The 25,222-nt window shown below is 69.3% G+C and carries 25 protein-coding genes; 5 read left to right on the forward strand and 20 right to left on the reverse strand.

Annotated elements, in window-relative coordinates:
* The coding region (locus D7W82_RS41550; RefSeq protein ID WP_233587640.1) for a hypothetical protein at positions 1-545 on the forward strand (545 nt) is incomplete at its 5' end.
* 454 nt (positions 546-999) lie between these two features.
* Here the strand turns inward: D7W82_RS41550 and gmk are convergent.
* Positions 1,000-1,623, reverse strand: coding sequence for a guanylate kinase (gene gmk / locus D7W82_RS16105; RefSeq protein ID WP_120619206.1), 624 nt, complete (start codon positions 1,621-1,623; stop codon positions 1,000-1,002).
* Positions 1,620-2,498, reverse strand: a complete 879-nt coding sequence (locus tag D7W82_RS16110) for a YicC/YloC family endoribonuclease (RefSeq protein ID WP_120619207.1) — start codon at positions 2,496-2,498, stop codon at positions 1,620-1,622. The genes gmk and D7W82_RS16110 overlap by 4 nt, the downstream gene beginning before the upstream one ends.
* Positions 2,499-2,580: 82 nt before the next feature.
* On the opposite strand from D7W82_RS16110, the gene D7W82_RS16115 reads away from it, so the two are divergent.
* Positions 2,581-3,690 (forward strand): glycosyltransferase family 9 protein, encoded by a 1,110-nt coding sequence (locus D7W82_RS16115; protein ID WP_120619208.1) that lies wholly within the window; start codon positions 2,581-2,583, stop codon positions 3,688-3,690.
* On the opposite strand, the gene D7W82_RS42545 is transcribed toward D7W82_RS16115, so the two are convergent.
* Genes D7W82_RS42545 through D7W82_RS16160 form a run of 10 tightly spaced genes read right to left on the reverse strand, consistent with a single transcriptional unit; the run spans position 3,680 to position 14,632 of the window.
* A complete protein-coding gene (locus D7W82_RS42545; RefSeq protein WP_370451006.1) occupies positions 3,680-3,856 on the reverse strand; it encodes a Trm112 family protein in 177 nt (58 codons plus the stop codon). The genes D7W82_RS16115 and D7W82_RS42545 overlap by 11 nt on opposite strands.
* Before the next feature lie 3 nt (positions 3,857-3,859).
* Positions 3,860-4,348, reverse strand: a complete 489-nt coding sequence (locus D7W82_RS16120; protein WP_120567680.1) for an adenylyltransferase/cytidyltransferase family protein — start codon at positions 4,346-4,348, stop codon at positions 3,860-3,862.
* Positions 4,345-5,358: a bifunctional heptose 7-phosphate kinase/heptose 1-phosphate adenyltransferase gene (locus D7W82_RS16125; protein WP_120619209.1), complete on the reverse strand. Its 1,014-nt coding sequence runs from the start codon at positions 5,356-5,358 to the stop codon at positions 4,345-4,347. The genes D7W82_RS16120 and D7W82_RS16125 overlap by 4 nt, the downstream gene beginning before the upstream one ends.
* Before the next feature lie 52 nt (positions 5,359-5,410).
* On the reverse strand, positions 5,411-6,472 hold the full coding sequence (gene lpxK / locus D7W82_RS16130) for a tetraacyldisaccharide 4'-kinase (RefSeq protein ID WP_120619210.1): 1,062 nt from the start codon (positions 6,470-6,472) through the stop codon (positions 5,411-5,413).
* Positions 6,469-7,500, reverse strand: a complete 1,032-nt coding sequence (locus D7W82_RS16135; protein WP_120619211.1) for a glycosyltransferase — start codon at positions 7,498-7,500, stop codon at positions 6,469-6,471. Before D7W82_RS16135 ends, lpxK begins: the two co-directional genes overlap by 4 nt.
* Positions 7,500-8,501: a glycosyltransferase family 4 protein gene (locus D7W82_RS16140; protein ID WP_120619212.1), complete on the reverse strand. Its 1,002-nt coding sequence runs from the start codon at positions 8,499-8,501 to the stop codon at positions 7,500-7,502. The genes D7W82_RS16135 and D7W82_RS16140 overlap by 1 nt, the downstream gene beginning before the upstream one ends.
* Entirely contained in the window at positions 8,498-9,766 is a 1,269-nt protein-coding gene (locus D7W82_RS16145; protein WP_120619213.1) for a 3-deoxy-D-manno-octulosonic acid transferase, read from the reverse strand. Before D7W82_RS16145 ends, D7W82_RS16140 begins: the two co-directional genes overlap by 4 nt.
* A gap of 20 nt (positions 9,767-9,786) precedes the next feature.
* The gene (locus tag D7W82_RS16150) at positions 9,787-10,962 is read right to left on the reverse strand and encodes a PHP domain-containing protein (RefSeq protein WP_120619214.1); all 1,176 of its coding nucleotides are present in this window, start codon (positions 10,960-10,962) and stop codon (positions 9,787-9,789) included.
* A complete protein-coding gene (locus D7W82_RS16155; protein ID WP_120619215.1) occupies positions 10,959-12,743 on the reverse strand; it encodes an ABC transporter ATP-binding protein in 1,785 nt (594 codons plus the stop codon). The genes D7W82_RS16150 and D7W82_RS16155 overlap by 4 nt, the downstream gene beginning before the upstream one ends.
* A gap of 2 nt (positions 12,744-12,745) precedes the next feature.
* Positions 12,746-14,632, reverse strand: a complete 1,887-nt coding sequence (locus tag D7W82_RS16160; RefSeq protein WP_120619216.1) for a DUF4388 domain-containing protein — start codon at positions 14,630-14,632, stop codon at positions 12,746-12,748.
* A gap of 63 nt (positions 14,633-14,695) precedes the next feature.
* On the opposite strand from D7W82_RS16160, the gene lpxB reads away from it, so the two are divergent.
* The 3 genes from lpxB to D7W82_RS16175 all read left to right on the forward strand — a co-directional run bounded on the left by lpxB (position 14,696) and on the right by D7W82_RS16175 (position 17,274).
* Positions 14,696-15,856, forward strand: coding sequence for a lipid-A-disaccharide synthase (lpxB, locus tag D7W82_RS16165; protein WP_120619217.1), 1,161 nt, complete (start codon positions 14,696-14,698; stop codon positions 15,854-15,856).
* Positions 15,857-15,927: 71 nt separating this feature from the next.
* Positions 15,928-16,632 carry a polyprenol monophosphomannose synthase gene (locus D7W82_RS16170; protein WP_120567690.1) on the forward strand — a complete coding sequence of 235 codons (705 nt, stop codon included), beginning with the start codon at positions 15,928-15,930 and terminating at the stop codon, positions 16,630-16,632.
* A 6-nt stretch (positions 16,633-16,638) separates the two neighbouring features.
* Complete coding sequence (locus D7W82_RS16175; RefSeq protein ID WP_120619218.1) at positions 16,639-17,274, forward strand: MarC family protein; 636 nt, start codon at positions 16,639-16,641, stop codon at positions 17,272-17,274.
* On the opposite strand, the gene D7W82_RS16180 is transcribed toward D7W82_RS16175, so the two are convergent.
* From D7W82_RS16180 to bamA, 8 genes are all read right to left on the reverse strand, one after another.
* Positions 17,267-17,737 (reverse strand): hypothetical protein, encoded by a 471-nt coding sequence (locus D7W82_RS16180; RefSeq protein ID WP_120619219.1) that lies wholly within the window; start codon positions 17,735-17,737, stop codon positions 17,267-17,269. The genes D7W82_RS16175 and D7W82_RS16180 overlap by 8 nt on opposite strands.
* A gap of 8 nt (positions 17,738-17,745) precedes the next feature.
* Positions 17,746-18,771, reverse strand: coding sequence for an OmpA family protein (locus D7W82_RS16185; RefSeq protein ID WP_120619220.1), 1,026 nt, complete (start codon positions 18,769-18,771; stop codon positions 17,746-17,748).
* A gap of 74 nt (positions 18,772-18,845) precedes the next feature.
* Entirely contained in the window at positions 18,846-19,649 is an 804-nt protein-coding gene (locus D7W82_RS16190) for an LpxI family protein (protein ID WP_120619221.1), read from the reverse strand.
* Positions 19,650-19,680: 31 nt separating this feature from the next.
* Positions 19,681-20,457: an acyl-ACP--UDP-N-acetylglucosamine O-acyltransferase gene (gene lpxA / locus D7W82_RS16195; RefSeq protein WP_120619222.1), complete on the reverse strand. Its 777-nt coding sequence runs from the start codon at positions 20,455-20,457 to the stop codon at positions 19,681-19,683.
* A 34-nt stretch (positions 20,458-20,491) separates the two neighbouring features.
* Complete coding sequence (fabZ, locus tag D7W82_RS16200; protein WP_014395495.1) at positions 20,492-20,962, reverse strand: 3-hydroxyacyl-ACP dehydratase FabZ; 471 nt, start codon at positions 20,960-20,962, stop codon at positions 20,492-20,494.
* Positions 20,959-22,023: a UDP-3-O-(3-hydroxymyristoyl)glucosamine N-acyltransferase gene (gene lpxD / locus D7W82_RS16205; protein WP_120619232.1), complete on the reverse strand. Its 1,065-nt coding sequence runs from the start codon at positions 22,021-22,023 to the stop codon at positions 20,959-20,961. The genes fabZ and lpxD overlap by 4 nt, the downstream gene beginning before the upstream one ends.
* 15 nt (positions 22,024-22,038) lie before the next feature.
* Positions 22,039-22,605 (reverse strand): OmpH family outer membrane protein, encoded by a 567-nt coding sequence (locus D7W82_RS16210; RefSeq protein ID WP_120619223.1) that lies wholly within the window; start codon positions 22,603-22,605, stop codon positions 22,039-22,041.
* 119 nt (positions 22,606-22,724) lie between these two features.
* Complete coding sequence (bamA, locus tag D7W82_RS16215) at positions 22,725-25,196, reverse strand: outer membrane protein assembly factor BamA (protein WP_233587642.1); 2,472 nt, start codon at positions 25,194-25,196, stop codon at positions 22,725-22,727.
* Positions 25,197-25,222: the final 26 nt, after the last annotated feature.

Genomic DNA, 25,222 nt, shown 5'->3' on the forward strand with positions numbered 1-25,222 from the left:
TCAAACTCTCCAATTGTATTCTTGGTTTGCTTGAACCGACGTTCCCCGAGACCCGGCTAAGGAGTCTCGGCTCGCTGATTCGTCGGCACTTCCCTCTCGCTGCGCTTTTCAGCGCTGCTCTTGAGGTGAAGCGCCCTCAAAAAATTGACTGCGGGTTTCCGCAATCCATTACTACTTGGGCTTGCTATTTGGTTTTCAAAGACCGAGCCGCTTGTTTTGCTTCGCGACCTTTGCTACCGTCTACTTCGTTGCCGGTTTCGTTTCAACCGGCGGGGTTGCAGCTTCTATTTCAGTTCGCAGTCAGCGTCAACTTCGCTTTTGCGTCCTGCGGGCTGCTTCGAATTTCGTCGGCGCCGTCCAGTGACTTCCGCCGCTTCTTTTCGAAGGGGAGCGGCTTCTACTTCAGCGCCGCGTTCCCTGTCAACCGCTTGCTGTCAGCTTTCCTCACCGCTTTGCGTCCGTCGTGTTGCCTTCCGGACTGCTGCTTCTTCGGTGGGGCGCGGCTTCTATCTCTTCGCCGCGTTCGCTGTCAACTCGCTCGTTGACTGCCCTATTTCCTTGTCGGTGCTGCTCTCTCCCCGAAGTGCCTTCCGCGCCAGTGCGCGGGCTTCGAAGCGAGGGGCGCGGCTTGTACCACCGCCGCGTTTTGTGTCAACCGCTCGACTGCTGCTTCTACTTCTCGATCTGCTCCGCCTCCCGTGAGGCGGCAACCCGCTCCGACACCTTCAACGCCCGCCGATCGACTGCCCTGCTGCGGCACCATCTAAGAATCGGTTCGGAGAATGTCAACTTCCCGTCACCGATGAGGCCGACTGCTCCTCTCCTCGTCTTTGCGTCTTGCAGGTGCCACCGGAGTGACGCCTGCGTGTCGCCGCGAGGTGGGCGGCTTATCCATCAGGCGATCGGGCAGCGCAAGATATTTGATGCAGGCTGCCAGCGCGGTGCGACGTGGTGGAGGGGGAACCCGTGGGGCGATCCCATCCATTCCTCCGGCGGATTTCAGCTCCCGAACTTGAGCTTGGAGAGGTCCACCCTCCCCCGCCGGCACTTCTCCGCGACCACCACCGAGCGGAGCTCCTGATAGGCGCGCTCGATGTCGTCGTTCACCACGATGTAGTCGTAGGACGCGATTCCCCGCTCGATCTCCGAGCGGGCGGCCAGCATCCGGCGACGGATGGTTTCGTCCGAGTCCGTCTGACGATCCCGAAGCCGCCGCTCCAGCTCCTCCATGGAGGGGGGCAGCACGAAGATGAGGACCGCGTCAGGGTGCTTGCGCTTGATGGCCTGCCCGCCCTGGACGTCGATGTCGAAGATGGCGGTGCCACGGCGGGTGCGGGCTTCGTCCACCACGGACTGGGGGCTGCCATAGAAGTGGCCGTGCACCTCGGCCCACTCCACGAACTCGCCCTTCTCGATCTTCTCCTGGAAGGCGGCGACTCCCACGAAGTGGTAGTCCACGCCCTCCTGCTCCTTGCCCCGGGGGCGCCGGGTGGTGACGCTGGTTGAGAAGATGCCGTCAGGCATCTCCTTCAGCAGCCGGTGCGCGAGGGTGGTCTTTCCAGCTCCGGACGGCGCGGAGAGGACGAGGAGCAGGCCAGGCTGGAGTCCAGTGGGTTCGTTCATTCGACGTTCTGCACCTGTTCGCGGATGCGCTCGACCTCGGCCTTCATCGAGACCACGCGCGCGGAGATCTCCGCGTGCTGGCTCTTGGAGCCTGTCGTGTTCACCTCGCGGTGCATCTCCTGCACGAGGAAGTCCATGCGCCGGCCCACCGGCTCGGGGCTCGCCATCAGGAGCCGGAACTGCTCGAGGTGGGTCGCGAGCCGGGTCACCTCTTCCGCGATGTCCGTGCGCTCGGCGAACAGGGCCACTTCCTGCGCCAGGCGCTGCGGATCCACCGCGACGCCGCGCGCGAGCTCCGCGACACGCTCGGTGAGCCGCTGCTGGTAGTCACTGACCGCGCGAGGCGCGAGCCCGGCGACTTCCTGGCTCCAGCCCTCGATGAGCTTCATCCGGGCGTCCAGGTCCGTGTGGATGGACTCGCCTTCGGTGTTCCGCATCGTCTCCAGGGCCGCGAGCGCCTGCTGGAGCGCGGTCTGCGTGGCCTGGGTGGCGGACTCCACGTCCACGCCCTTCTCCTCCAGGCGGATGACGCCCGGCTGGTTGGCCACCTGCGACCAGGCGATCTCCACCGACTGGCCCATGGCCTCGGCGACCTCGCGGAAGGCGCGCGCGTATTCGCGGGCCAGGGCGACATCCACCGTGGGGACGTTGCCCGAGACGGTGGCGGCCTGCCGGCGCACCAGGATTTCCACCGAGCCTCGCGCGAGGCGGTCCTTCACCTGCTTCACGAGGGCAGGCTCGAGCGCGGACAGCTCACGCGGCAGCCGGACCTTCACTTCACAGAACTTGTGGTTGAGCGAGCGTGCTTCCACGGAGACCTCTTCGTCCCCCACGCGGGCGCGGCCCGAACCAAATCCGGTCATGCTCTTGAGCATCGGGCCGGGTGCTAGGGGCTTTCGGTCCCAAGGTCAAGCCAGCGTCTTGTGTCCGTTCCAATTCTGGTAGGGTCCGCCGCCGATGGCGTGGCACAAGCGGCTTGAAACGTGGGCGAAGCTGGCACTGACGCTCCTGGCTTCCCTCCTGTTCTGGCGCCCCGGACGTCGCCGTTCTCCCGGGACGCCCCTCCCCCACCCTCGTAAGGTCCTGCTCGTCCGGCCCGACAACCGCGTGGGCGAGGCCCTGCTCACCACTCCCTTGATGCGGACCCTCAAGGCGCATCTCCACCCGCCTCCGGAAGTGCACGTGCTGGTGCACGCCAAGGTGGCTCGCGTCCTCCAGGGACACCCTGACGCGGACGCGGTCCTGGCGTTCGACCGGCGCCTGCTCTGGCTGGGGCCGCTGGCGCCTGGCATCCGCGCACTTCGCCGCGCGGGCTATGACACCGTGGTGGACTGTGCCAACTGGAGTGCTCCTTCCGTGACGAGCGCACTCGTTGCTCGGATGGTGGGGCCCAAGGCGGTCGTCATTGGACCCGGCATCTGGCCGGTGTCCCTGCTGCAGTCGGTGTCCGTGCCTGCCCGGTCCGATACACGGCACGAGGCCATTCAGCGCACCCACCTGCTGACGCCCCTGACGAAGGGCGCTGTCGCCGAGGGGCTTTCGTTCCGGGAGCCAGTGCTGGGAGAGACGTTCCGCGGCTATCTGGCGACTTTCTCCGGGACGGGTTCGCGGCGCGCCGTCATCAACCCCGGGGGCCGGTTGGGTGAGCGCCGCATCCCGGCCGAGGCGTTCGCGGCGGCGGCCCGGAAGCTGATTTCGCTCGGCTATTCGCCTGTCGTGACGTGGGGACCTGGAGAGGAGGCGCTGGCTCGGACCGTGATCTCCGGCGCTCCGGGGGCGGAGCTGGCTCCGGCGACGAGCATCGATGAGCTGGGTGCGCTCATGCGGACCTCGGGCCTCACCATCTGCAACAACACCGGGCCCATGCACCTGTCGGTCGCGGTGGGCGCGCCCACGCTCGCGTTCTTCCTGCGCATCGACATGGAGCGCTGGGGCCATGCGGTGGCGCCCCACCGGATGGTGGACCTGACGCCCATCGTGGATGGAGCTTCCGGCGTGGGGTTGGAGCAGCGCGTGGCCGCGGAGGTCCGGTCGTTCGTCGCGGAGCGGACCGCGCTCACGGGGTGAGCGGTCGCTCCCGCTCGGGCACCATCTGGGGGACGCCTTCCTCCACGGGCCAGGCTCGCAGGCAGTTGCCGCAGCGGACTTCGGACGGGGGGCCCTGGTGCGCTTCGAGAGGGCCCTTGCAGTGGGGACACCCCAGGATGGACCGCAGCGCCGGGTCCAGGTCCATGGGCTACTTCGCGCCTTCGCGGCCGAGCCTGCGGGCCAGCTCCGTGGTGCTGTGGTCCTTCGGGTCTCCCGCCACCGCCGTCCTGCCTCCGTAGGCCCGGACCTCGTCACCTTCCGGAATGGAGTCCGGCGTGTAGTCCGTCCCCTTCACGTGCACGTCGGGCTTGAGGGCGCGGATGAGGGTACGCACGTTCGGTTCATCGAAGACGACGACGCGGTCCGTGCAGGCCAGCGCCGCGACCAGCTCCGCTCGCTCCGCTTCCGGGATGTGCGGACGGCCCGGCCCCTTGTAGGCCCGGGTGGAGGCGTCCGAGTTCACCGCCACCACCAGCACGTCCGCCAGGGCCTTCGCCCCTTCCAGGTAGCGGACATGGCCGACGTGCAGCAGGTCGAAGACGCCGTTGGCCAGGGCCACCGTGCGACCCTGCTCGCGCCAGCGTTCCCGCTCCTCCGCGATGGCGGCGAGGGGACGAAGCTTGTCCAGGGTGTTCATCGTGGGCTCCGCAGCGCTTCGAGGAGTTCTTCGCGGGAGACCGTCGCCGTGCCGGGCTTCTGCACCACCAGCGAGCCCGCGACGTTCGCGAGCCTCGCGGCTTCACCGAAGGAGGCCCCGGCCGCGAGCGACAACGCGAAGCTCGCGATGACCGTGTCGCCCGCTCCCGTCACGTCCACCGCCGACTTCGCTCCGTGCACGGGGATGAGGTCCACGCCGCCCTTCGCGTCGAAGACGGCCATGCCATGCCGGCCTCGCGTCACCAGCAGGGCCTGACAGCCCAGCTTGCGGACCGCTTCGTGACCGGCCTCCAGGAGGTCTTCCTTCGTGCGCACCGGACGGCCCGTGAGCGCTTCCAGCTCCGGCTCGTTGGGCTTGCACACCGTGAGGCCCGCGAAGGCCGCGAGCGCGTAGCGGCTGTCCACGCAGACCGGGAGGCCGTCCGCGGCGAGGTTTCGCAATACGGCCCGGACCTCGTCGCTGACGACGCCCGCGCCGTAGTCCGAGACCACCACTGCGTCGGCGTCCTTCGCCGCGGTCTCCACCTGCCTGGCGATGGCCTTGCGCATCCGGGGCGGGAGGGGGCCTCGCTGGCCCCGGTCGACCCGGAGCATCTGCTGCCTCGTGGTGCTGATGCCTCCCGCGAGGATGCGCGTCTTCGTCTCCGTCTGGATGCTCCGGCTGCTGACCGCGTTCAGCCGGATGTCCGCGGCTTCGAAGAGCTTGCGCAGGTCGCTGCCCATCGAGTCCACGCCCAGGGCGCCCACCGCCGTCACCTGCCCCGACAGCGCGCGGATGTTGGCCGCCACGTTGGCTCCGCCTCCGAGCTTCACCTCCGAGGACTCGTACCGGACGATGAGCACCGGGGCCTCGCGGCTCACCCGGTCCGTCTGTCCGTAGAGGTAGTGGTCGGCGACCAGGTCTCCCACCAGCAACACCCGACGGCGCGCGAAGGCGAGAGGCAAACGCGAGGACGAAGCTGCCGGACGTGAAGACGGGGCCGCTGGCATGGGCGCGCGTTGTCCCACAGCGGTCCAGCCCTCACAAGTCGCGCGTCTCTCCCTACAGCCCGAGCGCCCGCTTCAGATGCGCTTCGCCCTCCAGGACCTCCACTCCCAGGCGCACCACCCAGGCCTCGAAGCCGGCGGGCAGGCGCACCGCGTCCTTCTCCGTCGTCACCACGAGCGCTCCGTGCTGGCGGGCCCGGGCTTCGACCTGGCGTAGCTCGTCCGCCGTGAAGCGATGGTGATCCGGGAAGAGGGCCGCGTCCCGGACCTCTGCTCCGAGTGTGGTGACGGTCTTCAGGAAGCCTCCGGGCCGGGCCAGCCCCGCCAGGGCGAGGACCGGCTTTCCTTCGAGCGCTTTCGTCGCGTGCTCGGTGCCTGAAGGGTCCCACCATCCCGTGGGTCCATAGCGCGTCCGGACCCTGGGGGCGGTCACGGCTTCGAGCCATGGGTTGGGGGCGGCGTCTCCCGAGGCGGCTCTCAGCCAGAGGAGCGTGGCGCGGCGCAGGGCTGCTGACGGGGGCTCTCGCAGCGGTCCTCTTGGGAGCAGTTGGCCGTTGCCCAGCCCCACGGCTTCGTCCACGACGACCAGGTCTTCGTCACGGTGCAGGCGGCGGTGCTGAAAGCCGTCGTCCAGGAGAACCGTATCCAGGCCGAAGTCGTCCCTGGCCCGGAATGCAGCCGCGACGCGGTCCGCTCCCACGAAGAGACGGGCCTTCGGACATCGGCGTGCTAGCAGCAGGGGTTCATCTCCTGCTTCCGTCACCTCGGGCAAGGGCTCCGCTCCCGTGAAGGTGAGTGGCTCCTGGGACTCGCGTCCGTAGCCTCGGGTCAGGATTCCGACCTTGCGCCCTTCGCGGATCAGCGACTCCGCGAGATGGAGGACCGCTGGCGTCTTGCCCGTGCCTCCCACGTTGAGGTTGCCGATGGAGATGACCCGCAGGCCCTCGACTTGTTCGGCCCGCTTCAGTCCCGAGTCGTAGAGGGCACCGCGGAGACGGACCGCTCCGCTGTAGGTCCAGGACAACAGCGTGAGCGGCGACAGGAGGGCACGACGGGTCCAGGGCTCCGGTGCCGGCGGATAGAAGATCCGCTCCAGGGCCGTGGGTCCGCCCGTCATCGCCGTGGCTCCGCTGCCTTCTGGTAGAGGGCCAGGATGTCCCGGGCGATCTGCTCGTTCGTCGGGTGCCGGGTCCCCGCCGTTGCTCCGGACAGCGCGGCGGTGACGACGGCATCCACCGTGGGCGCTTCCACCTTCGCGTCCGAAAGGTCCGGGAGCGCTCCCTCGTTCACCGCGACCACTCGGACTCCGCAGGCCCTGGCCTGGGCCGCGGCCCTCGCGCTCCAGTCGTTCCCCAGGCCGAGGATCCAGACTTCATCCAGGGCCTGTAGCCACTTCGCGAAGTCCGCTCCCTGCTGGTAGCCCGCGAACGTCACCTGCTTGGTGAGGCCTCGCTCCGACACCTGCGTCCGCGTCGCTTCGAGCAGCGCCCCATCGCCTACGAGCACGAGGCGGGATTCGGGACGTTGTTGGCGGAACGCGGCGAAGGCTTCGACTCCCAGCGCGTGACGGCGGCTCTGCTGGAACGTGGAGATCATTCCCACGAGATGCGTGTCTTCGAGGCCCAGGGTCCTTCGGAGGGCCTTGCGGTCGTGGGCGGGCTCGAACATCGGGTCCACCAGTGCGGGCAGGACCTGGACGGGGCGGTGCCGGCCTTCGAGCTTCTCCATCAGGTGGCTCGCGGGCACCGTGTACGCGGCGGCTTCGGGCAGCGAGGAGCGCAGCGAACGGGGCGCGTGGATGGAGCGGATCCGCACCGCGCCCTTCGGCGTTCCCCAACGCGCCACGAGATGATCATGCGTGAAGTGGGCGTGGACCACGTCCACCGTCCTGCGGCGGAGGGCTCGCAGGTCGCTCCAGAGTTCCCAGGGTGGGGACTTCACGGACAACGTCAGGCCTCCGTCGTCCAGGAGGCCCAGTTGCTGGAAGCGGGGGACGGCGGGTTCCTCGGCGGCGATGTCCCTGCGTTTGCGGTCCACCGCCACCGTGACGTCGTGGCCCAGGGCCCGCTGCGCCTGGGCCAATAGCGCGATGTTCTCCGCCGGGCCGCTCCAGAAGGGACTCGCGAGCAGATGCAGGATGCGCATCAGCGCTTCACCAGCGAATGGTAGAGGTCACGGAGCGCCCGGGCTTCGTGCTCGACGCCGCAGCGGCTGCGCGCTTCCTCTTGCGCGTTGCGGCCGACCTGACGGGCCCGCTCCGGTTCTCGGGTCAGTTCGTCCAACAGGTCGCGCAGGCCCTTCACGTCTCCGGGTTCGAAGAAGAAGCCCGTGCGGCCGTGCTCGATGAGGGTGTCCAGGTACGGCAGCTTCGAGGCCACCACGCAGCAGCCGGAGGCCATCGCCTCCACGTGCACCAGCGAGTAGCCCTCCGCGTAGGAGGGATGCACCAGGATGCTCAGGCCCTGGTACCAGGGCTCGATGGTGGACTGCTCTCCCGCGAGCAGCACGCGGTCCTCGATGCCCTGGCGCAGCCCGTTCACCCAGGCCAGGTCCGGCCCCTTCGCGAGCCCCACCAGCACCGCCTGCCAGTCCGGCCGCCGCGGCAACAGGGGCCTCAGCGCTTCGATGAAGTCGCCCTGCCCCTTCTCCTTGCGGATGCGTCCGATGACGCCAATGCCGTAGCGGCCTCCCTGCTGGAGCCGGGCCCAGGCCGCGTCGCGGTCCTCCGGTGGGTGGAAGCGCCGGAGGTCGATGCCGTGTGAAATCACCGTGGAGGGGAGCGCGATGACGTCGGAGATCTGCTTCGTGAGCGATACGAGCGCATCCGCTCCCCTGGCGAGCCAGCGGGTGAAGCGCGTGGGGGCCACCGACGTGTGCCTCGTGAAGACGAGTTGGACCCTTCCTCCCAGCGCCTTCAGGAGCATCCCCGCCAGCAGCTCGTTGTTCCGGTGCGCGTGCCAAACGATGGGCTCCTGGTGCGAGCGGCGGATCAGCTCTCCCCAGGTGATGCGCGGCAGGGCTTCCGTCAGGCCGGAGCCGATGACCCGGGTCTCGTCTCCCTGGGCCAGCGCTGGCACCACGGACTCCACGTGCCGGGTCACTCCCGTGTAGCGCTTGTGGAAGTGTGGATGGATGATGAGGGTCATCGAGGAGCCCTCCTTAGCTCGGCCATGGCCTCCGCGTTGCGCTCACTGGCTCCGGAGATGCGGCGCACCGTGGCTTCGGCCTGGGCTCCCAGCTGTTGCCGGCGTTCGGGATGGGCGAGGAGGTCCTCCAGCGCGGCGTGCAGGGCTTCTCCGTCCGCCACTTGAAGGCCTCCGTTGCCTTGCAGCACCGCGACGCTGTCGCGGAAGTTGTCCATGTGCGGACCGAACAGCACCGGCCTGCCCTGCCCCGCTGGCTCCAGGATGTTCTGACCGCCCCGCTTCGTGAACGAGCCTCCCACGAACACCACCGTCGCCAGGCGGTAGGCTCGCGACAGCTCGCCCATCGAGTCCATCACCACCACCGGCGCTCGCTCCGGGTTGCCCTGCGAGCGCAGGCCCACGGTCAGGTTCCGCTCCCTTGCGAGGGTCTGGATCCGCTCCGCCCGGTTCAGGTAGCGCGGCGCGATGACCAGGCTCAGCGTGGGCCAGCGCTCCCGTAGACGCTGATACACCTGCAACAGGATTTCTTCCTCGCCCTCGTGCGTGCTCCCCGCGAGCCACACCGGATCCGCTGAGGTCAGGCCGAGGGCGGTTCGCAAGGCCTCGTCCTCGGGGGCTGGCCCCGCCGCGAGAGCGTCGAACTTGGTGTTTCCCGTGGTGAGGATCCGCTCTGCCGGCGCGCCGAGGGCCTTCGCTCTTTCGGCTTCCTCGTCCTGCCGCATCAGCAGCAGGTCCATGTCCTTCAGCGGGTTCTCGATGAGGCCGAAGAGCGTCCGGTACTTCCCCACGTTCGCGGGTGAGAAGCGCCCGTTGGTCATCACCACGCTCGCTCCGGATTGCTTCGCGGCGCGGATGAGGTTGGGCCAGACCTCCGTGTACTCGAGGACGAGGAGGTCCGGCTTGAGGGCTCGCACCGCCCTTCGTGTCGCGCCCCAGAGGTCGTAGGGCACGTACACGACTCCGTCGATCTGCTTCGCCAGGCGGTCCCTTGCCATCGCGTGGCCGCTGTCCGTCATCGTCGAGAGCACGATGCGGCAGCCGGGGAAGCGCTGGCGCAGGGGGCCGAACATGGGCGCCAGGGCCAGCAGGTCGCCCGCGCTGGCTCCGTGCAACCACAGCAGCGGGCCTTCTCCCTTCGGCAGGTCGCCCGGTGCGTAGAAGCCCAGCCTCTGCCTCAGCCCGTGACGCGTCTTCCGGTACACGCAGAGCACCGGGAACAGCAGCGCGAAGAGGACGTAGGTGGCGACGACGTAGAGCAGGCGCATGGGCGACGTCCCGCGCTCTATCAGATGCCCGGCGGTCTCGGCACCACTCGCACCGGGCTGGGGACCAGCCAGGGCCGCCACTCGTGGCCGAAGAAACGTCCGGGCGCGTGGGCCCAGACCTCTACCTGGACGGCTCCGGGACCGGTCAGCTCGATGTGCCGCCCGTCGGGTTGCAGGCGGCCGTCTCCCCACACCCGGACCTCCAGCGCGCCTGGGGTGTGTTCCGGGAGGCGGACCGTCAGCACCGTGCCGACGGGGGCTTCCCTCGTAGTCGTGTCGAAGCCTTCCAGGGTGAAGCCCTCCGGCGCTCCGAGCGCTCGGAAGACGCAGAGGGCCCTGCCGCTCGCCAGGGCCTGCGTGACCTGGGCCGCGGCTTCGCGCGCGTTCTGGGACAGGGGACCTGGCAGCACGTCCGGCGGGAGCTCCATGCCGAGCGCATTGAAGATGTCCTCGTACGCGGGCACCCCATGCGCGTCATGGCCACACAGGGCGATGCGCTTGCGCTCTCGCGCCAGTTCCAGGAAGCGCTCTGTCGGGCGTGGCTCCGGGACCGCGAGCAGCGTCACGCCGTGCACCGGGTTCACCAGGGAGGCCCCCACCGCGGGCAGGAGCCGGCTCACCGGGCTTCGCAGCGCCTGCCGGAAGAAGGTGTCCGCTGAGTACAGCTCGAAGCCCGGGACTTGGTGCGCCGTCGCTTCGTCCTTCCAGGGGTTCTTCGTCTGGACCGGATGCGCGAGGACCGCCGTGCCTCCGGCTGCTTCCACCTCGGCCACCGCCTGTTCCGGTGGCCCCCAGAGCGTCACGCCTTCAATGGGCCGCTGCATGCCGAACGCGGTCAGGTGGCCCGCGTTGGTCGAAATCTCCACTCCGGGGATGAGCAGCACGCCGTCCACCCAGGTCGCGGCGGGCGGCTTGAAGTCGTTGTGGTCGGTGAGCACCACGAAGTCGAGGCCCGCGGCCTTCGCAGCGCGGGCGACCTTCGCGGGCGTCCCGTTCCCGTCCGAGCGCGTGGTGTGCACGTGGTACGCGCCGCGGATCCACGGCTTCGCGTTCGGTGCGGGCTCGACGACGGGGTAGTCCGCGAAGCCCGCCGCGAAGGCGAAGAAGCCCGCGACTCCCAGGAGCAGGAACAGCACACCGAACACGGCGCGGATCGCCAGGGAGACGGGCCGCTTCGCCGTGCCCGCCTTGCTCACGCCGCTCCCCGCTCAATCGGGCCTGACGTCTGCAGGCGCCACATGGCGGCGTAGCGGCCTTCCTTCTGGAGCAGGTCCGCGTGGCTTCCGCTCTCCACGATGCGGCCCGCCTCCACCACGTGGATGACGTCCGCGTTCGTCACCGTGGACAGCCGGTGCGCGATGACCAGCGCCGTCCGGCCGGGGAGCACCTTCGCCAGCGCGGCCTGCACCTCGCGCTCGTTCTCCGGATCCAGGCTGCTGGTCGCTTCGTCCAGCACCAGCACCGGGGCCTTGGACAGGACCGCCCTCGCGATGCACAGGCGCTGGCGCTGGCCTCCGCTCAGGGTGACGCCTCGCTCGCCGATGCGTGTGTCGTAGCCCTGGGGCAGCGCCTGGATGAAGGCGTCCGCGTTCGCCACCTTCGCCGCGGCCTCCACTTCCTCTTTCGTCGCTTCGGGCCTCGCGTGCCGCAGGTTCTCCAGCACGGTGCCGTGGAAGAGCAGCGGTTCCTGCGTCACCAGCGCGAACTGACTCCGGACGCTCGCCGCCGTGTACGTGTCCGCGTCCATTCCATCCAGGAGGATGCGCCCCTGCTGGGGGCGCTCGAAGCGCAGCAGCAGCGACGTCACCGTGCTCTTGCCGCCTCCACTGCCTCCCACCAGCGCCGCCACCTGCCCCACCTTCAGGTCCAGCGTCAGCCCTTCCAGCGCGCGGCGCTCGCCGTAGAAGAAGCGCACGTCCTCCATGCGCAGCGACTCACGCAGCGCTGGCGCTGGCCCCGCGCCGGTGGCGTCTTCCACGGGGTGCTTCAGGTCGAGCAGTGCCAAGAGGCGCTCTCCCGCCGCTCCCGCCTGCACCGCGAACTGCGTCACCCGGCCCAGGTCCTTCACCGGCTGGTACACGAGGATGACCGCCGTGAGCAGCGACAGGAGCGCCTCCGGCTCCATCGCCCGCGTCGCCGCCGCGTACCCCAACGCTCCCGCGAGCGCCGCCGCGGCGAGCACCTCCATCAACCCCGGTACTCCTCCTCGCGCCCAGGCCGCGCCCACCACCGCTTCCTCGTGGGCCTTCGCATAGGACTCGAAGCGCGCGAGCTCCGCCTGCTGACCGTTGAAGGCCTGGATGGTGCGCAGGCCTCCGAGCCCTTCGTGCAGCTGGCCCGCGAGCTGGCCCAGGTGGGCCTGCCCTTCTCGCGTTCCCTTCAGCACCTTGCGCGTCAGCTTCGAGGCGGGCAGCGCCGCCAGCGGAATCACCGCCAGCATCAGCCCTCCAAGCACCGGGCTCATCGCCAGCGCCACGCTCGCGAGCACCAGCACCTGGATGGTGTCTCGCAGGTACGAACCCACCGTGTACATGGCGGCCAGCTCCACCGCCATCACGTCCGAGGAGAAGCGGCTGAGCAGATCTCCCGTCCGCTCCTTCGACAGCTGCGACGGCGACAGCGCCGTGAGCCGCAGGAACAGGTCGCGCCGCAGGTCCTTCACCACGCGCTGCGCGAAGAGGCCCATGAAGTAGAACTGGCCCAGGTACCCCACGCCCTTCACCGCGCCCACCGCCAGCACGAACACCGGGAAGCCCCAGAGCGCGGCCTCTCGCGGCAGGTTCGCGAGCCACGGCACCCGGTGCGCGCTCGCGAAGCCTTCCTCTCCTCCCGACAGCAGGAAGCGCAGCGCCGGGCCCAGCAGGTACGCGTACGCGCCCGTCGCGAGCCCCAACACCGCCATGCACGCGAAGGCCAGGACGAGGATTCCCGCGTGCGGCTTCGCGTACCGGAGCAGCCGCCAGAGCGCGTGATGCATGACTACTTCACCACCTTCTGCAACGCCGCCCTCGCGAGCACCGAATACGGATTCAGCTCCAGCACCTTCATCAGCTTCTTTCGCGCGAGCGGCGCGTCATCCAGGTCGATTTCGATGATGGCCGCGATGATCTGCGCCCGCTCCAGGTACGGGTCCAACGTCAGCGCCTGCTTGAGCACCTTGCGCGCCGCGAGCGCCCGCTGCATCAGCGGCCCGGGCGAGCCCCGGTACTTCGCCCAGGCGAGGTATGAGTAGTACTCGGGCTCGCTGCCGTTGAGCGACACCGCTTCCTCGAAGCCCTGGATGGCCGCCTTGAAGTCACCCCGCTTCATCGCGGACTCGCCCCGGCGCAGCGCGAGCTCCGCGTCCACGTTGATGGCGGTCGCGCGGCCCACCACCTCCTGCCGGCTGAAGAAGTACTGGAGATAGGCGCGGCGCTTCTCGTCCACGCTCAGCACGCGGTACGCCGCGGACAGCTTCTCCTGCACCTGCTCCAACAGGTCGCGCAGGTCGGAGAGGTCGAACTCCGCGTAGGTGTCCGGGTGAAAGCGCATCGCCGTCTCGTGGTACGCGCGCTCCACCGCCTCCTTGTCCGCCGCGAGGTCCAGGCCCAGCCCGCCAAAGTAGCTGCGCGTGATGATGCGCACCGCTTCCTCGCGCAGCGCCGCCGCCGTCTCCGCGGGCAGGCTCTTGCGCTTGCGCGGCGCGATGACGTCCGGCACCGCCGCCGCGCTCAGCACATCCGTCCCCGTCGCCACCGGCGTCGCGGAGAACGTCACCCCGCCCGTCAGCTTCAGGAACCACAGCAGCGTGTACGCCGCGCGCAGCTCCGCGCGCCCGTGCGCCAGCAGGTCCTTGAGCACGATGCGGCCATTCACCTGCATGGCCAGCTTGATGTCCTCCGTGTCCAGCGCCATCGACTGGAGGTCACGACCGAAGTCCGCCGAGCGCACCGGGTACTCGTTCAGGTGCGCCTTGAGCGCGTTCGCCACCACCCGCAGGGGCATCCGCTTGCGCGCGGCCTCCAGCAGCGGCGCGAGGGCGGGCTGATCCACGGAGGCCACTTCGGAGGAGAACTCGTCGCCCGCGTAGAACGCGTACCGGCCTTCGCGCATGGCCAGCACGCGTCCGAGCCGGTCCCGGGTGAAGTCGCGCAGGAGCGCCAGCAGGTCCTCGCCCACCGCCTCCACGCCCACGTCCGCCAGCGCCGCGCCGATGCGCAGCCCGGAGGCGAGCGACTCCACCACCGGCTGCTCCTGCGCCTCCGTGAGGACCCGGCGCTCGCGCAGGAAGCGGGGCAGCGCGTCCTCCTTCGCGGAGGAGTCGAAGTTCACCGGCCCGCCTCGCAGGAAGTACACCCGGCGCGACAGGCCCTTGAGGGCCACCACCAGCACGCCATCACGGCGCAGCCGGTAGAGCGAGTGCAGCAGCGCCGGCAGCGGGAAGGACTTCAGCTCCCCCGCCGCCACCGTGGGGCGCGACAGCGTGGCGGGCAGGCCCGTGAGCGTGATGGCCTGGGCCGCCTTCACCAGCGCCTCCAGGCGGGGCACCAGCTCCCCCGGCTTGAGCGGATCCGGGATGTACGCGTTGACCTTCAGGTCCAGCACCGAGCTCACGCCCTTCGCGCGGCCCAGGTGTCCCTTGTCGATGGCCACGATGGGCACGCGCCCGCCCTGGCTGTGCCCTCGGATGAGGTGCACGACGTGCTGCCCCTCCACGCGCGGCAGGTCCACGCCCAGCACCACCACGTCCGGGTTGTCCGCCGAGAAGTGCTCCAACGCCATCACGGCGTCATTCACCGCCCGAACGGTGTACCCGGCCTGCGAGAGCAAGCCCGTCAGGTGCTCCAGGGTCGGGGGGTGGCTCTCAGCGAGCAGAAGCGTCTTCAAGGGGGCCGCAGTCTACAACCTCCCTCCCTCCGCGCATCAGCTACGATGAGGGTCTTGCCTCCCATGACGCAGCCATCCTCCCCCCGCATCCTCGTCGTGGCCGGCGAGGCCTCCGGCGACACCCACGCCTCGGAGCTCGTCGCCGCCCTCCAGGCCCTGCGCCCCGACCTCACCTTCTTCGGCATGGGAGGCGCCCGGCTGGCCGCTCGGGGGGTGGAGCTCATCCATGACGCCCGGGAGGTGTCCGTCATGGGCATCACCGAGGTGCTCCCCCGAATCCCCCGCATCCTGCGGATCATGAAGGACCTGGCCCGGGCCGCCGAGGAGCGCCGCCCCGACTGCGCCATCCTGGTGGACATCCCGGACTTCAACCTGCGCCTGGCCAAGAAGCTCAAGGCCCTGGGCATCCCGGTGGCCTACTACGTGTCCCCGATGATCTGGGCCTGGCGCCGGGGCCGCGTGCGCACCATCCAGCGGCTGGTGGACCGGATGCTCTGCATCCTGCCCTTCGAGGAGGACTTCTACCGGGAGGCCGGGGTTCCCGCACGCTACGTGGGAAGTCCCGTGCTGGAGCAGATGCCCAGGTCCGCCAGCGCCCGCGAGTTCCGGCAGCGCCTGGGCCTGCCCGAGGACGCTCCCACGCTCGCGCTGCTGCCCGGCAGCCGGATGAGTGAGATCCGCCGCATCCTGCCCACCCTCGTCGGGGCGGCGAAGCAGCTCGTCTCCGAGCGGCCGGGGCTCCAGGTGGTGGTGCCGGTGGCGCCCACCATCGCGAAGGAGGAGATCCTCTCCCGCTTCGAGGGCAGCGGCGTGACGCCGGTGCTGGTGGACGGGCGCGCCCCGGAGGTGGTGGGCGCGAGCGACGCCGCGGTGGTGGCCTCCGGCACGGCGGTGCTGGAGGCGGGGCTGATGGAGCGGCCGCTCGTCGTCGTGTACCGCGTGTCGCTGGTGACGTACTGGGTGGGCCGGCTGATGCTGAAGGTGGCCTTCGTGTCGCTCATCAACCTGCTGGCGGGCCGGCGCGTGGTGCCGGAGCTGCTCCAGGGGGAGATGACGCCGGAGAACATCGCCTCGGAGGTGCGGCGCGTGTGGCTGCCCGGCGAGCCCCGCGACGCCATGGTCCAGGGGCTGGCGGAGGTGCGCGGGCGCCTGGGCGAGGTGGGGGCCGCCCACCGCGCGGCCCAGACGGTGCTGGAGCTGCTGCCCCCGCGCCCTGTCTCCTGAGCCGGAGAACCGACCGGGTTGGCGTCGGGAGTGCTGTTCCAGCGCCGGGTTTGGGGTATGTCCGCCGGGTCATGAACCGTGCGCTGGTCTGCATCCCCACCTACAACGAGCGGGACAACATCGGCCCCATCACCCAGGCGGTGCTGGCGGCGGACCCCCGCGTGGACATCCTCGTCGTCGACGACAACTCGCCCGACGGGACGGGGCAGCTGGCGGACGAGCTGGCCGCGAAGAACCCGCGCGTGCGCGTGCTCCACCGCGAGAAGAAGGAGGGCCTGGGCCGCGCGTACCTGGCCGCCTTCCGGTGGGCCCTGGCCGAGGGCTACACGTACATCCTGGAGATGGACGCGGACTTCAGCCACGACCCGCGCTACCTGCCCACCTTCCTGGACGCTGCGGAAGGCGGCGCGGACCTGGTGCTGGGCTCGCGCTACGTGGATGGCGGCGGCACGGTGAACTGGGGCGTGGGCCGGAAGATCATCAGCCGCGGCGGTTCGCTCTACGCGCGCAGCATCCTGGGCGTGGACGTGCGCGACCTCACCGGCGGCTTCAAGTGCTTCAACCGCCGCGTGCTGGAGAGCATCAACCTGGATGAGGTGCGCAGCACCGGTTACGCCTTCCAGATTGAGTTGACCTACCGCACCCTGCGCAAGGGCTTCACCGTGCGCGAGGTGCCCATCGTGTTCGAGGACCGGCGCGTGGGGCACTCGAAGATGAACAAGAAGATCTTCGTCGAAGCGCTGGGCATGGTCTGGAAGCTGCGCTTCACGGTCTAAAGCACCATGTCGACGTCCGGTATGGTGTCCACCTTCCTCGTGTCGCTGTCCGCCATCTTCTTCGTGGTGGACCCGATTGGCGTCGTGCCGCTGTTCCTGGCGATGACGGCGGGGGACACCAAGGAGCAGATCCGCAGCACCGCCCTGCGCGCCTGTCTGGTGGCGTGCGGGATGATGCTGTTCTTCGCCCTCTTCGGCCGCGTCATCTTCCAGGTGTTCGCGGTGTCGCTGGGCGCCTTCCGCGTGGCGGGCGGCATCCTGCTCCTGATTACCTCGCTGGACATGCTGCGCGCCCGTCCGTCCTCCACGCGCACCAGCCCCACGGAAGAAGAAGAGGGCGCGGTGAAGGAGGACGTGGCCATCGTCCCGCTGGCCATTCCGCTGCTCGCGGGGCCGGGCGCCATTGCCACCGCCATGGTGCTGATGGCGCGCTCCGGGACGTCCTTCGTGTCCGCGCTGCCGGTGGTCGCGGCGGTGGTGCTGACCTTCACCGCGACCTACTTCATCCTCAACGCGTCCAGCCTGGTGCAGCGGGTGCTGCGTCAGTCCGGCGTCGCCATCCTGGAGCGCGTGTCAGGTCTCATCCTTGCCGCCATCGCGGTGCAGTTCATCGCGGACGGGGCTAAGGACCTGCTCAAATAGCGTCCGCGCCCGCCACCCACACGGCGCCGTCCTTGCGCACGGTGCCCTGGGGACGGCCGTCCATGGTGAGCCGGTCCGGGCTGGAACGCTGCGCGTCGTACGCGTAGCCGCCCTGGACCTCCTGCAGGTACACCACCACGGCGTCCACTACGTTCTCCTGCACGACCTTGAACGAGTCGTTCGCGCACTGGGTGTCGCCGGTGAAGAAGCGCTCCAGCGTGGCCTCCTCCGGGTGGCGCACGTAGACGACCACGGGGGCCCTCTCCTCCTTGCCCTCGGCGACGAACTTCTGGATGGCCTTCGCGGGCTCGGGCTGGCGCATCAGCGCCTGGAGGAGCGTGCACTTCTCGTCCTCGGCCTGCACGCGCTGCTCGAGGGGGACCGAGTGCGCGCAGCCCACCGTCCCCAGCAAGCCCAGGCCCGCCACGGCGAGCGCCCAACGGATGCGAGGAAGTTCCACCATGTGACACCTCAAGGCTTGCGCCAGCGAGGGGTGAAGGGCGCGTTCGTCAGGGACGGGTCCTCCACCGCGATGATGTATTCGGCGCGGCGGTTGGCCGCCTCCGCCGTCTCGTCCGGCGTGGGCACCGCCGGGGACTGCTCACCAAAGCCCTCGTAGAACACTGGTACCTTCAGGCCGCGCTGGCGAAAGTAGGACGCGATGCTCTTCGCCCGCTTGAGCGAAAGCTCGCGGTTGTCGTTCGCGCTGCCCACCGTGTCGGTGTGCCCGAGCACGTACAGGCGCAGCGACGCCCACCGCCCATACTTGTTCAACGCCTCCGCGATGCTCTTGTAGCTGGCGTCCAGCTTGCCCTTCTCCGCAGGGGGAATGTCCGAGCGGCCGGAGGCGAAGGTCACCTCCTCATGCGGGATGTCCACCTGCCACGGGTACAGGTCCACGCCCGTGTAGAAGTCGGAGGTGTCGTAGGCCCTCAGGCGGATGTGCATCACCTTGCCCTCCGCCGGCAGCCACTTCACCTCCAGCGGCGTGCCCGCGGGCGCGCCCTTGAAGTCCACGTCGCCCGCGAAGGCCGTCTTGCCGGTGTCCATCTTCACCGTGACTTCCGTCTTGGCGGCCGGGCGGGACAGCGTGAAGCGCAGCTTGCGGCCGGGCACGTCCACGTCCTCCGGGCGCACCTCCATCTTCAGCGGGCCGTTGAGCTCCGTGTCGAAGGAGAGCGGCATGCTTCCCGGCTCCGCCCCGCCCGGGAACCGCACGGTGAGCTCGCCCTCGTAGTGGAACTTCCCTTCCGGCTGCTCCAGGGCGACGCGGCGGGTGATGCCCGGCTTGCCGCCCCCCTTGAGCTCCACCGTCTTGCCGTCGCTGCGCTTGAGCTTCACCTCGAAGCCGTCGATGGGCTCCTCGATGTGGACGAGCAGCGCGGGCACGCCTTCACCCAGCGCCGCCTTGCCTTCCAGCGATACCCGGATGGCCTCCGCGGAGGCAGTGAGCGGCAGGCCCAGCAGGGCCACGAGAGGTAGGAGTCGGACGGACATGCGGCGTCAACCTCGGCGTCGCGGGGGGAGGTAGGGAGGCAACTCCAGCCCGGGGGAACGGATTCCCGGCGAGCCTACCGCACGCCCACCAGGGTGATGCCTCGCGAGGTGGCCCCCGCGAAGAGAGCGGGTGCGTCCAACAGCACCGTGCGCCCTACCTCCAGCGCCAGCACCCGGGCACCCACCTCCTCCATGACCTCCAGCGTGCGGGGCCCCACGGCGGGCAGGTCGAAGCGCAGGTCCTGCTCCGGCTTGCAGCGCTTCACCACCACCGCGCCCGGGCCGCCCAGCTTCGCGCCCCGGCGGATGGTCTCGTCGGTGCCCTCCACGGCCTCCAGCGCGAGCACGTGGCCGTCCCGCACCACCACCGTCTGGCCTACGTCCGCCTGCCCCAGGAGCACCGCCACTTCCCTGCCCAGGGCCACGTCCTTCTCCTGCGCGGGCTTGAGCGTAGGGCCGGCCAGGTGCCCTTCGGGGCACAGCACCTCGCCCAGGAAGTCCGTGGGCGCGATGATGGTGATGCCCTGCGCTTCGAAGTCCGCGGCCACGGCGCGCAGGAGCGCGTCGTCCCGGAAGCTGCGCAGGCGGGAGATGATGCGCAGCGCGCCCAGGTCCGGCCGGGCCTCCGTGAGCGCGCGCACGCGGCCAATGCCGCCCGCCATGGCCGCCCGGGTGACGCCCGCCTGGCGGAAGACCTTCTGGATGCGGCCCACCTGCCCCACGCGCACCCAGGCGAAGTGGCCGACCTCCTGCTCCAGCGCCGGGTCCGTCTCTCCCCGGTGCGCGGCCACCACCACCTCCAGGCCGCGCGCACGGGCGGCCCGCGCGAAGAGGAAGGGAAGCTGGCCGTTACCGGCGATGAGCCCGATGCGCTCCACCCACTCCCCTTCCGTGCCCTCGCGAGAGGGCCTAGCGCGTGACGCCGCGCTTGCTCGTCTCCACGAACCGCACCAGGTGCTCCACTTCCGGGTGCCCGGAGAGCTCCCCGCGAAGCTGCGCGAGCGCCTCCTGGAGCCCCAGCTTGGAGCGGAAGAGGATGCGGTAGGCCTCCTTCACGCGGCCAATCTGCTCCTCGGTGAAGCCGCCGCGCTCCAGGCCCACGGTGTTGAGGCCCACCAGCGTGGCCCGGTCCCCCTGCACGGTGCAGTACGGGGGCACGTCCATGGTGACCATGGAGCCGCCGGAGATGAACGCGTAGCGCCCCAGCCGGGTGAACTGGTGCACCGCGACCAGGCCCGAAATCTTCACCGCGTCCTCCACCACCACGTGGCCCGCGAGCGCGGCCCCGTTGGCGAGGAGGACCTCATTGCCCACGACGCAGTCGTGCGCGATGTGGCTGTTGGCGAGCAGCAGGTTGCGGTGGCCCAGGCGCGTGGCGCCACCTCCGGCCACCGTGCCCAGGTTCACCGTGACGAACTCGCGGATTTGATTCTCGTCGCCAATGACGAGCTCCGTATCCTCGCCCGCGTACTTCAGGTCCTGGGGCGCCGCGCCCACGGAACAGAACTGGAAGAGGTGGTTGCGCTCTCCCAAGGTGGTGCGGCCCTCGATGACGACGTGCGGCCCGATGCGGGTGCCCGCGCCGATGACGACCTGGGGCCCGATGACCGAGAACGGCCCCACCTCCACGGTGTCGTGGAGCCGGGCTCCCGGATGGACGACCGCGGTGGGATGAACCTGCGCCATGTCCTTCTCTCCTCAGCAGCGCGAATGACGCGCCCTACGGCGCCGCGCTCTCGTCGCCCTTGGCGGCCTTGTTCTTGTCCACCACGGTGGCGAGGAACTCCCCTTCCGCCACCTTGGCGCCATCCACCGACGCCACACCCTTGGTCTTCCAGATGGCGCCCTTGTGGCGGATGACTTCAATGTCCAGCTGGAGCCGGTCTCCGGGCACCACCGGCTTGCGGAAGCGCGCGTTGTCCACGCCCATCAAGTACGTGACGAGCCGCGTCGGGTCCATGGCTTCCGTCTTATACGCAAGGATGGCCGTCGCCTGGGCGAGCGCCTCCAGGATGAGCACTCCCGGCATCACCGGGTGCCCCGGGAAGTGGCCGTTGAAGAAGGGCTCGTTGATGGTGACGTTCTTGTAGGCCGTGAGCTTCTGGCCCGGCACGATTTCCACCACCCGGTCCACCAGGAGGAACGGGTAGCGGTGCGGCAGCAGCGCCTGGATCTCGCCAATGTCCATCATCCGCCCTTCTCCTTCTCCAACAGCTCCACCCTCTTGCGAAGGGCACGCACTTCCTTGAGCAGGTCCGCCAGCTGCCCCGACGCGGCGCTGGCGCGCAGCCATTCCTTGTGGGGGATGGCGGGGCTGCCACTGACGACCTGCCCGTCTGGAACGTCATGGGCGACGCCGGACTGCGCGCCCACCTTGGCCAGGTCTCCCACGCGGATGTGGCCCACCACGCCCACCTGCCCCGCGAGCACCACGCCGGTGCCCACCTCCGCCGAACCCGAAACGCCCGCCTGCGCGCAGATGAGCGACAGCGGGCCCACGCGCACGTTGTGGGCGATCTGCACCAGGTTGTCGAGCTTCGTCCCGCGGCCCACCACCGTTTCACCCACCGTCGCGCGGTCGATGCAGGTGCAGGCCCCGACTTCCACGTCGTCCTCGATGCGGACGATGCCCACCTGGGGAATCTTGAAGTGGCGGGGGCCGTCCTCGCCCTCCGCGTCGAAGGCGAAGCCGAAGCCGTCCGCGCCCACCACCGAGGAGGCGTGGAGGATGACGCGCGAGCCCACCACGCACCCCTCGCGCACCGTGGCGTGCGGGTAGAGCACGCAGTCGTCGCCGACGCGCGCGTCCTCCCCCACGTAGGCCCCGGGGTGCAGCACCGTGCGGGCGCCGACGTGGGCGCCCTTCTCCACCACCGCCCCGGCCTTCACCGTGGCCTCCGGGTGCACCGCGGCCTCCGGGTGCACGTGGGCGGCCGGGTGGATGCCCGCGGCGGGCCTCGTGGCCGGGTGGAACAGGGTGAGGAGCTGCGCGTAGGCCAGGTGCGGGTTGGACACCCGCACCAGGGCCACGCCGTCGCGAGCGGGGGCATCCGTCCCCACCAGCACCGCCGAGGCGCGGGTAGCCTCGAACTGCTTGCGGTAGCGGGGGTTGCCGTAGAACGACACCTCCCCCGGGACTGCCTCCTCCAGGCCGTTCAGGCCATGGACGAGCAGTCCGGGGTCGCCGAGGAGCTCACCCCGGACGTGGGTGGCGATGTCCCCCAGCCGGTGCGCGTTGGGTGCGGAAGGCACGGGGGTGTCCAACGCCTACTTCTTGACCGGGGCGTCCTTGGCCGCCGGCGCAGGCTTCTTGGAGGCGCTGTTGTTGTAGCTGCGCACGACCTCGTTGGAGATGTCGTACTGGGACAGCGCGAAGACGATGCCGGAGTCGCGCTTGTCCAGCACCATGCCCAGGCCGTCCCGCTCCGCGATGGACGCGATGACCTGGTCGATGCGGTTGACGATGGGCTCCATCTCCTGGCGCTCCTTGTTGGCGGCCTCGGCGCGGCTGCGCTCGTACTTCTGCGCCAGCTCCATCACCTTCTTCTGGAGCTCGGTGGCCTTCTGGGTGCGCGTGGCCTCGCTCATGGCGCTGGCCTGCTTGTCCAGGGTGTCCTTCTCCTTGCGGAGCGCCTCCTGCTCCTTGTCGATCTCCTTCTGGCGGTCCTCCAGCCACTTCTGGAGACGGGCCTTGGCGGCCTTGCCGTCATCCACCTCCAGCAGCACGCGCTGCAGGTCGACGTAGGCCACCTTGAGCTCGGCGGCCGAAGCGGCAACCGGGAGGGCGAGCGACAGGACAGCGGCGGCGGCCGCCAGGGTGCTTCGAAGCGACATGGGTCAAGGCTCCTCGGAAAGGGTGCTGCAGGCTCCGACGTCCGCCCTCCCCGCCTGTTCACTTCCGCCCGGGTGGGGCGAAAGAGGACGTGCCGGGAAGGCCTTGGGGTCAATGCCTATCAGAAGAAGTTACCGATCGTGAACTCGAACAGGATGGAGTCGTCCGACGGCCGCTTGGTCAGCGGGATTCCCCACTCGAAGCGCAGGGGTCCGATGGGCGAGAACCAGCGGAAGCCGAAGCCCGCCGCGTGGAAGAGGCCCAGCGGCAGCTTGTCCTGCCGGTCCTCGAAGAACTTCTCGTTGGAGCCGAAGGCATTGCCGGCGTCGTAGAAGAGCACGCCGCGCAGGCCGGCCTTCTCGAAGATGGGGAACTCCAGCTCGAAGTTGAAGATGAGCTGCTTGTTGCCGCCCACCCGGAACTCGGTGACGTTGGCGTCCGGGTTGTCCGCGCGCGGCACGAGCAGCGTGGGGCTGATGCTGCGCAGGTAGTAGCCGCGGATCGTGTTGATGCCGCCCACGTAGTAGAGCTCGCTGATGGGCAGCGGCTTGCTGGAGTCCAGCTGCTGCACGTAGCCCAGCGTGGCGTTCGTCTTGAAGACGAAGCCCAGCGGCATGGGGAAGTACAGGCGCGAGTAGGCGGTGTAGCGATTGAAGAGGAACGTGCCGCCCAGGAACGAGGGCGCCGTCTCCACCGAGCCGTAGTGGATGAAGCCGCGCGACGGGAAGAGGCGGTTGTCGCGCCGGTCGAAGGACACGGACAGGCGCAGCGCGCTGGTGACGCCGGACTGGAACTGGTTGGCGAGCAGCACCGCGCCAATGCCCTGCCCCGCCTGCACGTCCACGTACTCCCGCGAGTAGCCGACGGTGGCGAGCACGTCGTCCACCAGCTGGCGGCCCAGGGAGACGGTGCCGCCCGTGGAGTTGCGGATGAAGCCGTCGTAGTCCGCCTGCACGCGGAAGAACTCCGCGGACAGCAGGTAGTTCGTGTCCAGGAAGTACGGGTCGTAGAACGACAGCTGGACGAGCGAGCGCAGGCCCGAAATCTGGGCGGACGCGGACACGCTCTGGCCCCAGCCGAGGAAGTTGTTCTGCGACACCTGGGCCGTGAAGATGAAGTTCTCCACGTTGGAGAAGCCCAGGCCCACCTGGAAGGTGCCCGTGGCCTTCTCCTTCACCTCCACCTGCAACACGATGGCGTTGTCGGAGCTGCCCGGGTGCTGGGTGATTTCGACGGTCTCGAAGAAGCCCAGCGCGGTGACGCGCTCGCGGCTGCGCTTCACGCCGGTGCCGTTGTAGAGCTCTCCTTCGTAGACGCGCAGCTCGCGGCGGATGACCTTGTCGCGCGTCTTCGTATTGCCGACGACGTCGATGCGCTCGATGTTGACGAGCGGGCCCTTCTGGATGTCGAAGGTGAGGTCCACCGTCCGGTCTTCCGCGTTCACGGAGGTGACGGGGTTGATGTTCGCGTACGCGTACCCCTTGTCGAAGTACACGTCGGAGATGGCGGAGATGTCCGTGGAGAGCTGGCCGCGGTTGAAGCGCTCCTTGGAGCGCGACTTCATCAGCTTCAGCAGCTCTTCCGGCGGGCGCTCCAGGTCGCCCGCGAAGTCGATCTTCCCGATGTCGTAGGGCTCACCCTCGGTGATGTGCAGGGTGATGTAGATGTCGCGCTTGTCCGCGGACAGCTGCACGGTGGGCTTGTCTACGCGCACGTTGATGAAGCCGCGGTCGTAGTAGGCGATCTGGATGACGGCGAGGTCGCGCTGGAAGGCCTCCTCGCGGTAGGTGCCCTCGCCGGTGAAGAAGGACAGGAAGCCGCCCTCCTTCGTGATCATGGTCGCCTTGAGCTCCTCCGGGGACACCTGCTCCGCGCCCTGGAGGACGATCTGCTTCACCATCACCTTCGAGTGCTCGTTGATGAGGTAGACGACGGTGACCGCGGCGCCGCCATCCACCGGCTCCAGCTTGTAATTCACCTCCGCCAGGAAGTAGCCCTTCTCGACGTACTTCTCCTGGATCTTCTTCTGCGTGGCGCGCACGGCCTCGATGTCGAGGATGCTGCCGATCTTGAGATCCAGCTGCTCCTTCAGGTCCTCCGCGTTGAGCTCCTCGTTGCCCTGGAGCGCCACGGCGCGGATGGTGGGGCGCTCCGACACGCGCACCACGTACGCGATGCCGTTGGCCAGGCGCTGCGCGAGCAGCTGCACGTCCGTGAAGTAGCCCAGGGCCCAGATGGCGCGGAGGTCCTCCGCGGAGCGGGTGAGCGGATCACCGACCCGGGTGCGCATGGCGCGGCGGACGGCCTCCGACTCCACGCGGCGGTTGCCCTCGATGCGGATCTCCACCACGCGATCCGAGGAGGAGACGTTCGTGTCCTCGTCGTCCGGAGAGGACGCCAGCGGCGCGTCCGCGCCCGAGGGAGCGCCCCCATCCGGAGGCGAAACGGGCGTGGCGGCGGGAGTGGACGGGGGGACGACGGCGGGCGTACCCGCGTCCACGTCCACCTGGGCGGAGGCGGAAACGGGCCCGAGCGCCCACAGGGCGACCGCCAGCAGCGGGAGCAATGACTTGCGCAGAACGGTGAGCCTCAAGTGCAGTCCGGCCAGGAAAAGGCGGG

The organism is Corallococcus sp. CA049B (assembly GCF_003611685.1).
Taxonomy (GTDB): Bacteria; Myxococcota; Myxococcia; order Myxococcales; family Myxococcaceae; genus Corallococcus; species Corallococcus coralloides.

Bases quoted from the DNA above. Each gene is read 5' to 3' on its own strand.
- D7W82_RS16140 (WP_120619212.1), bottom strand. From the start codon at position 8,501: ATGACCCTCATCATCCATCCACACTTCCACAAGCGCTACACGGGAGTG.
- D7W82_RS16170 (WP_120567690.1), top strand. From the start codon at position 15,928: ATGAACCGTGCGCTGGTCTGCATCCCCACCTACAACGAGCGGGACAAC.
- D7W82_RS16110 (WP_120619207.1), bottom strand. From the start codon at position 2,498: ATGCTCAAGAGCATGACCGGATTTGGTTCGGGCCGCGCCCGCGTGGGG.
- D7W82_RS16210 (WP_120619223.1), bottom strand. From the start codon at position 22,605: ATGTCGCTTCGAAGCACCCTGGCGGCCGCCGCCGCTGTCCTGTCGCTC.
- lpxK (WP_120619210.1), bottom strand. From the start codon at position 6,472: ATGACGGGCGGACCCACGGCCCTGGAGCGGATCTTCTATCCGCCGGCA.
- lpxA (WP_120619222.1), bottom strand. From the start codon at position 20,457: ATGGCGCAGGTTCATCCCACCGCGGTCGTCCATCCGGGAGCCCGGCTC.
- D7W82_RS16180 (WP_120619219.1), bottom strand. From the start codon at position 17,737: ATGGTGGAACTTCCTCGCATCCGTTGGGCGCTCGCCGTGGCGGGCCTG.
- D7W82_RS16185 (WP_120619220.1), bottom strand. From the start codon at position 18,771: ATGTCCGTCCGACTCCTACCTCTCGTGGCCCTGCTGGGCCTGCCGCTC.
- gmk (WP_120619206.1), bottom strand. From the start codon at position 1,623: ATGAACGAACCCACTGGACTCCAGCCTGGCCTGCTCCTCGTCCTCTCC.
- D7W82_RS16145 (WP_120619213.1), bottom strand. From the start codon at position 9,766: ATGCGCCTGCTCTACGTCGTCGCCACCTACGTCCTCTTCGCGCTGCTG.
- D7W82_RS16120 (WP_120567680.1), bottom strand. From the start codon at position 4,348: ATGAACACCCTGGACAAGCTTCGTCCCCTCGCCGCCATCGCGGAGGAG.
- D7W82_RS16175 (WP_120619218.1), top strand. From the start codon at position 16,639: ATGTCGACGTCCGGTATGGTGTCCACCTTCCTCGTGTCGCTGTCCGCC.
- D7W82_RS16135 (WP_120619211.1), bottom strand. From the start codon at position 7,500: ATGCGCATCCTGCATCTGCTCGCGAGTCCCTTCTGGAGCGGCCCGGCG.
- D7W82_RS42545 (WP_370451006.1), bottom strand. From the start codon at position 3,856: ATGGACCTGGACCCGGCGCTGCGGTCCATCCTGGGGTGTCCCCACTGC.
- fabZ (WP_014395495.1), bottom strand. From the start codon at position 20,962: ATGATGGACATTGGCGAGATCCAGGCGCTGCTGCCGCACCGCTACCCG.
- lpxB (WP_120619217.1), top strand. From the start codon at position 14,696: ATGACGCAGCCATCCTCCCCCCGCATCCTCGTCGTGGCCGGCGAGGCC.
- D7W82_RS16155 (WP_120619215.1), bottom strand. From the start codon at position 12,743: ATGCATCACGCGCTCTGGCGGCTGCTCCGGTACGCGAAGCCGCACGCG.
- D7W82_RS16115 (WP_120619208.1), top strand. From the start codon at position 2,581: ATGGCGTGGCACAAGCGGCTTGAAACGTGGGCGAAGCTGGCACTGACG.
- D7W82_RS16125 (WP_120619209.1), bottom strand. From the start codon at position 5,358: ATGCCAGCGGCCCCGTCTTCACGTCCGGCAGCTTCGTCCTCGCGTTTG.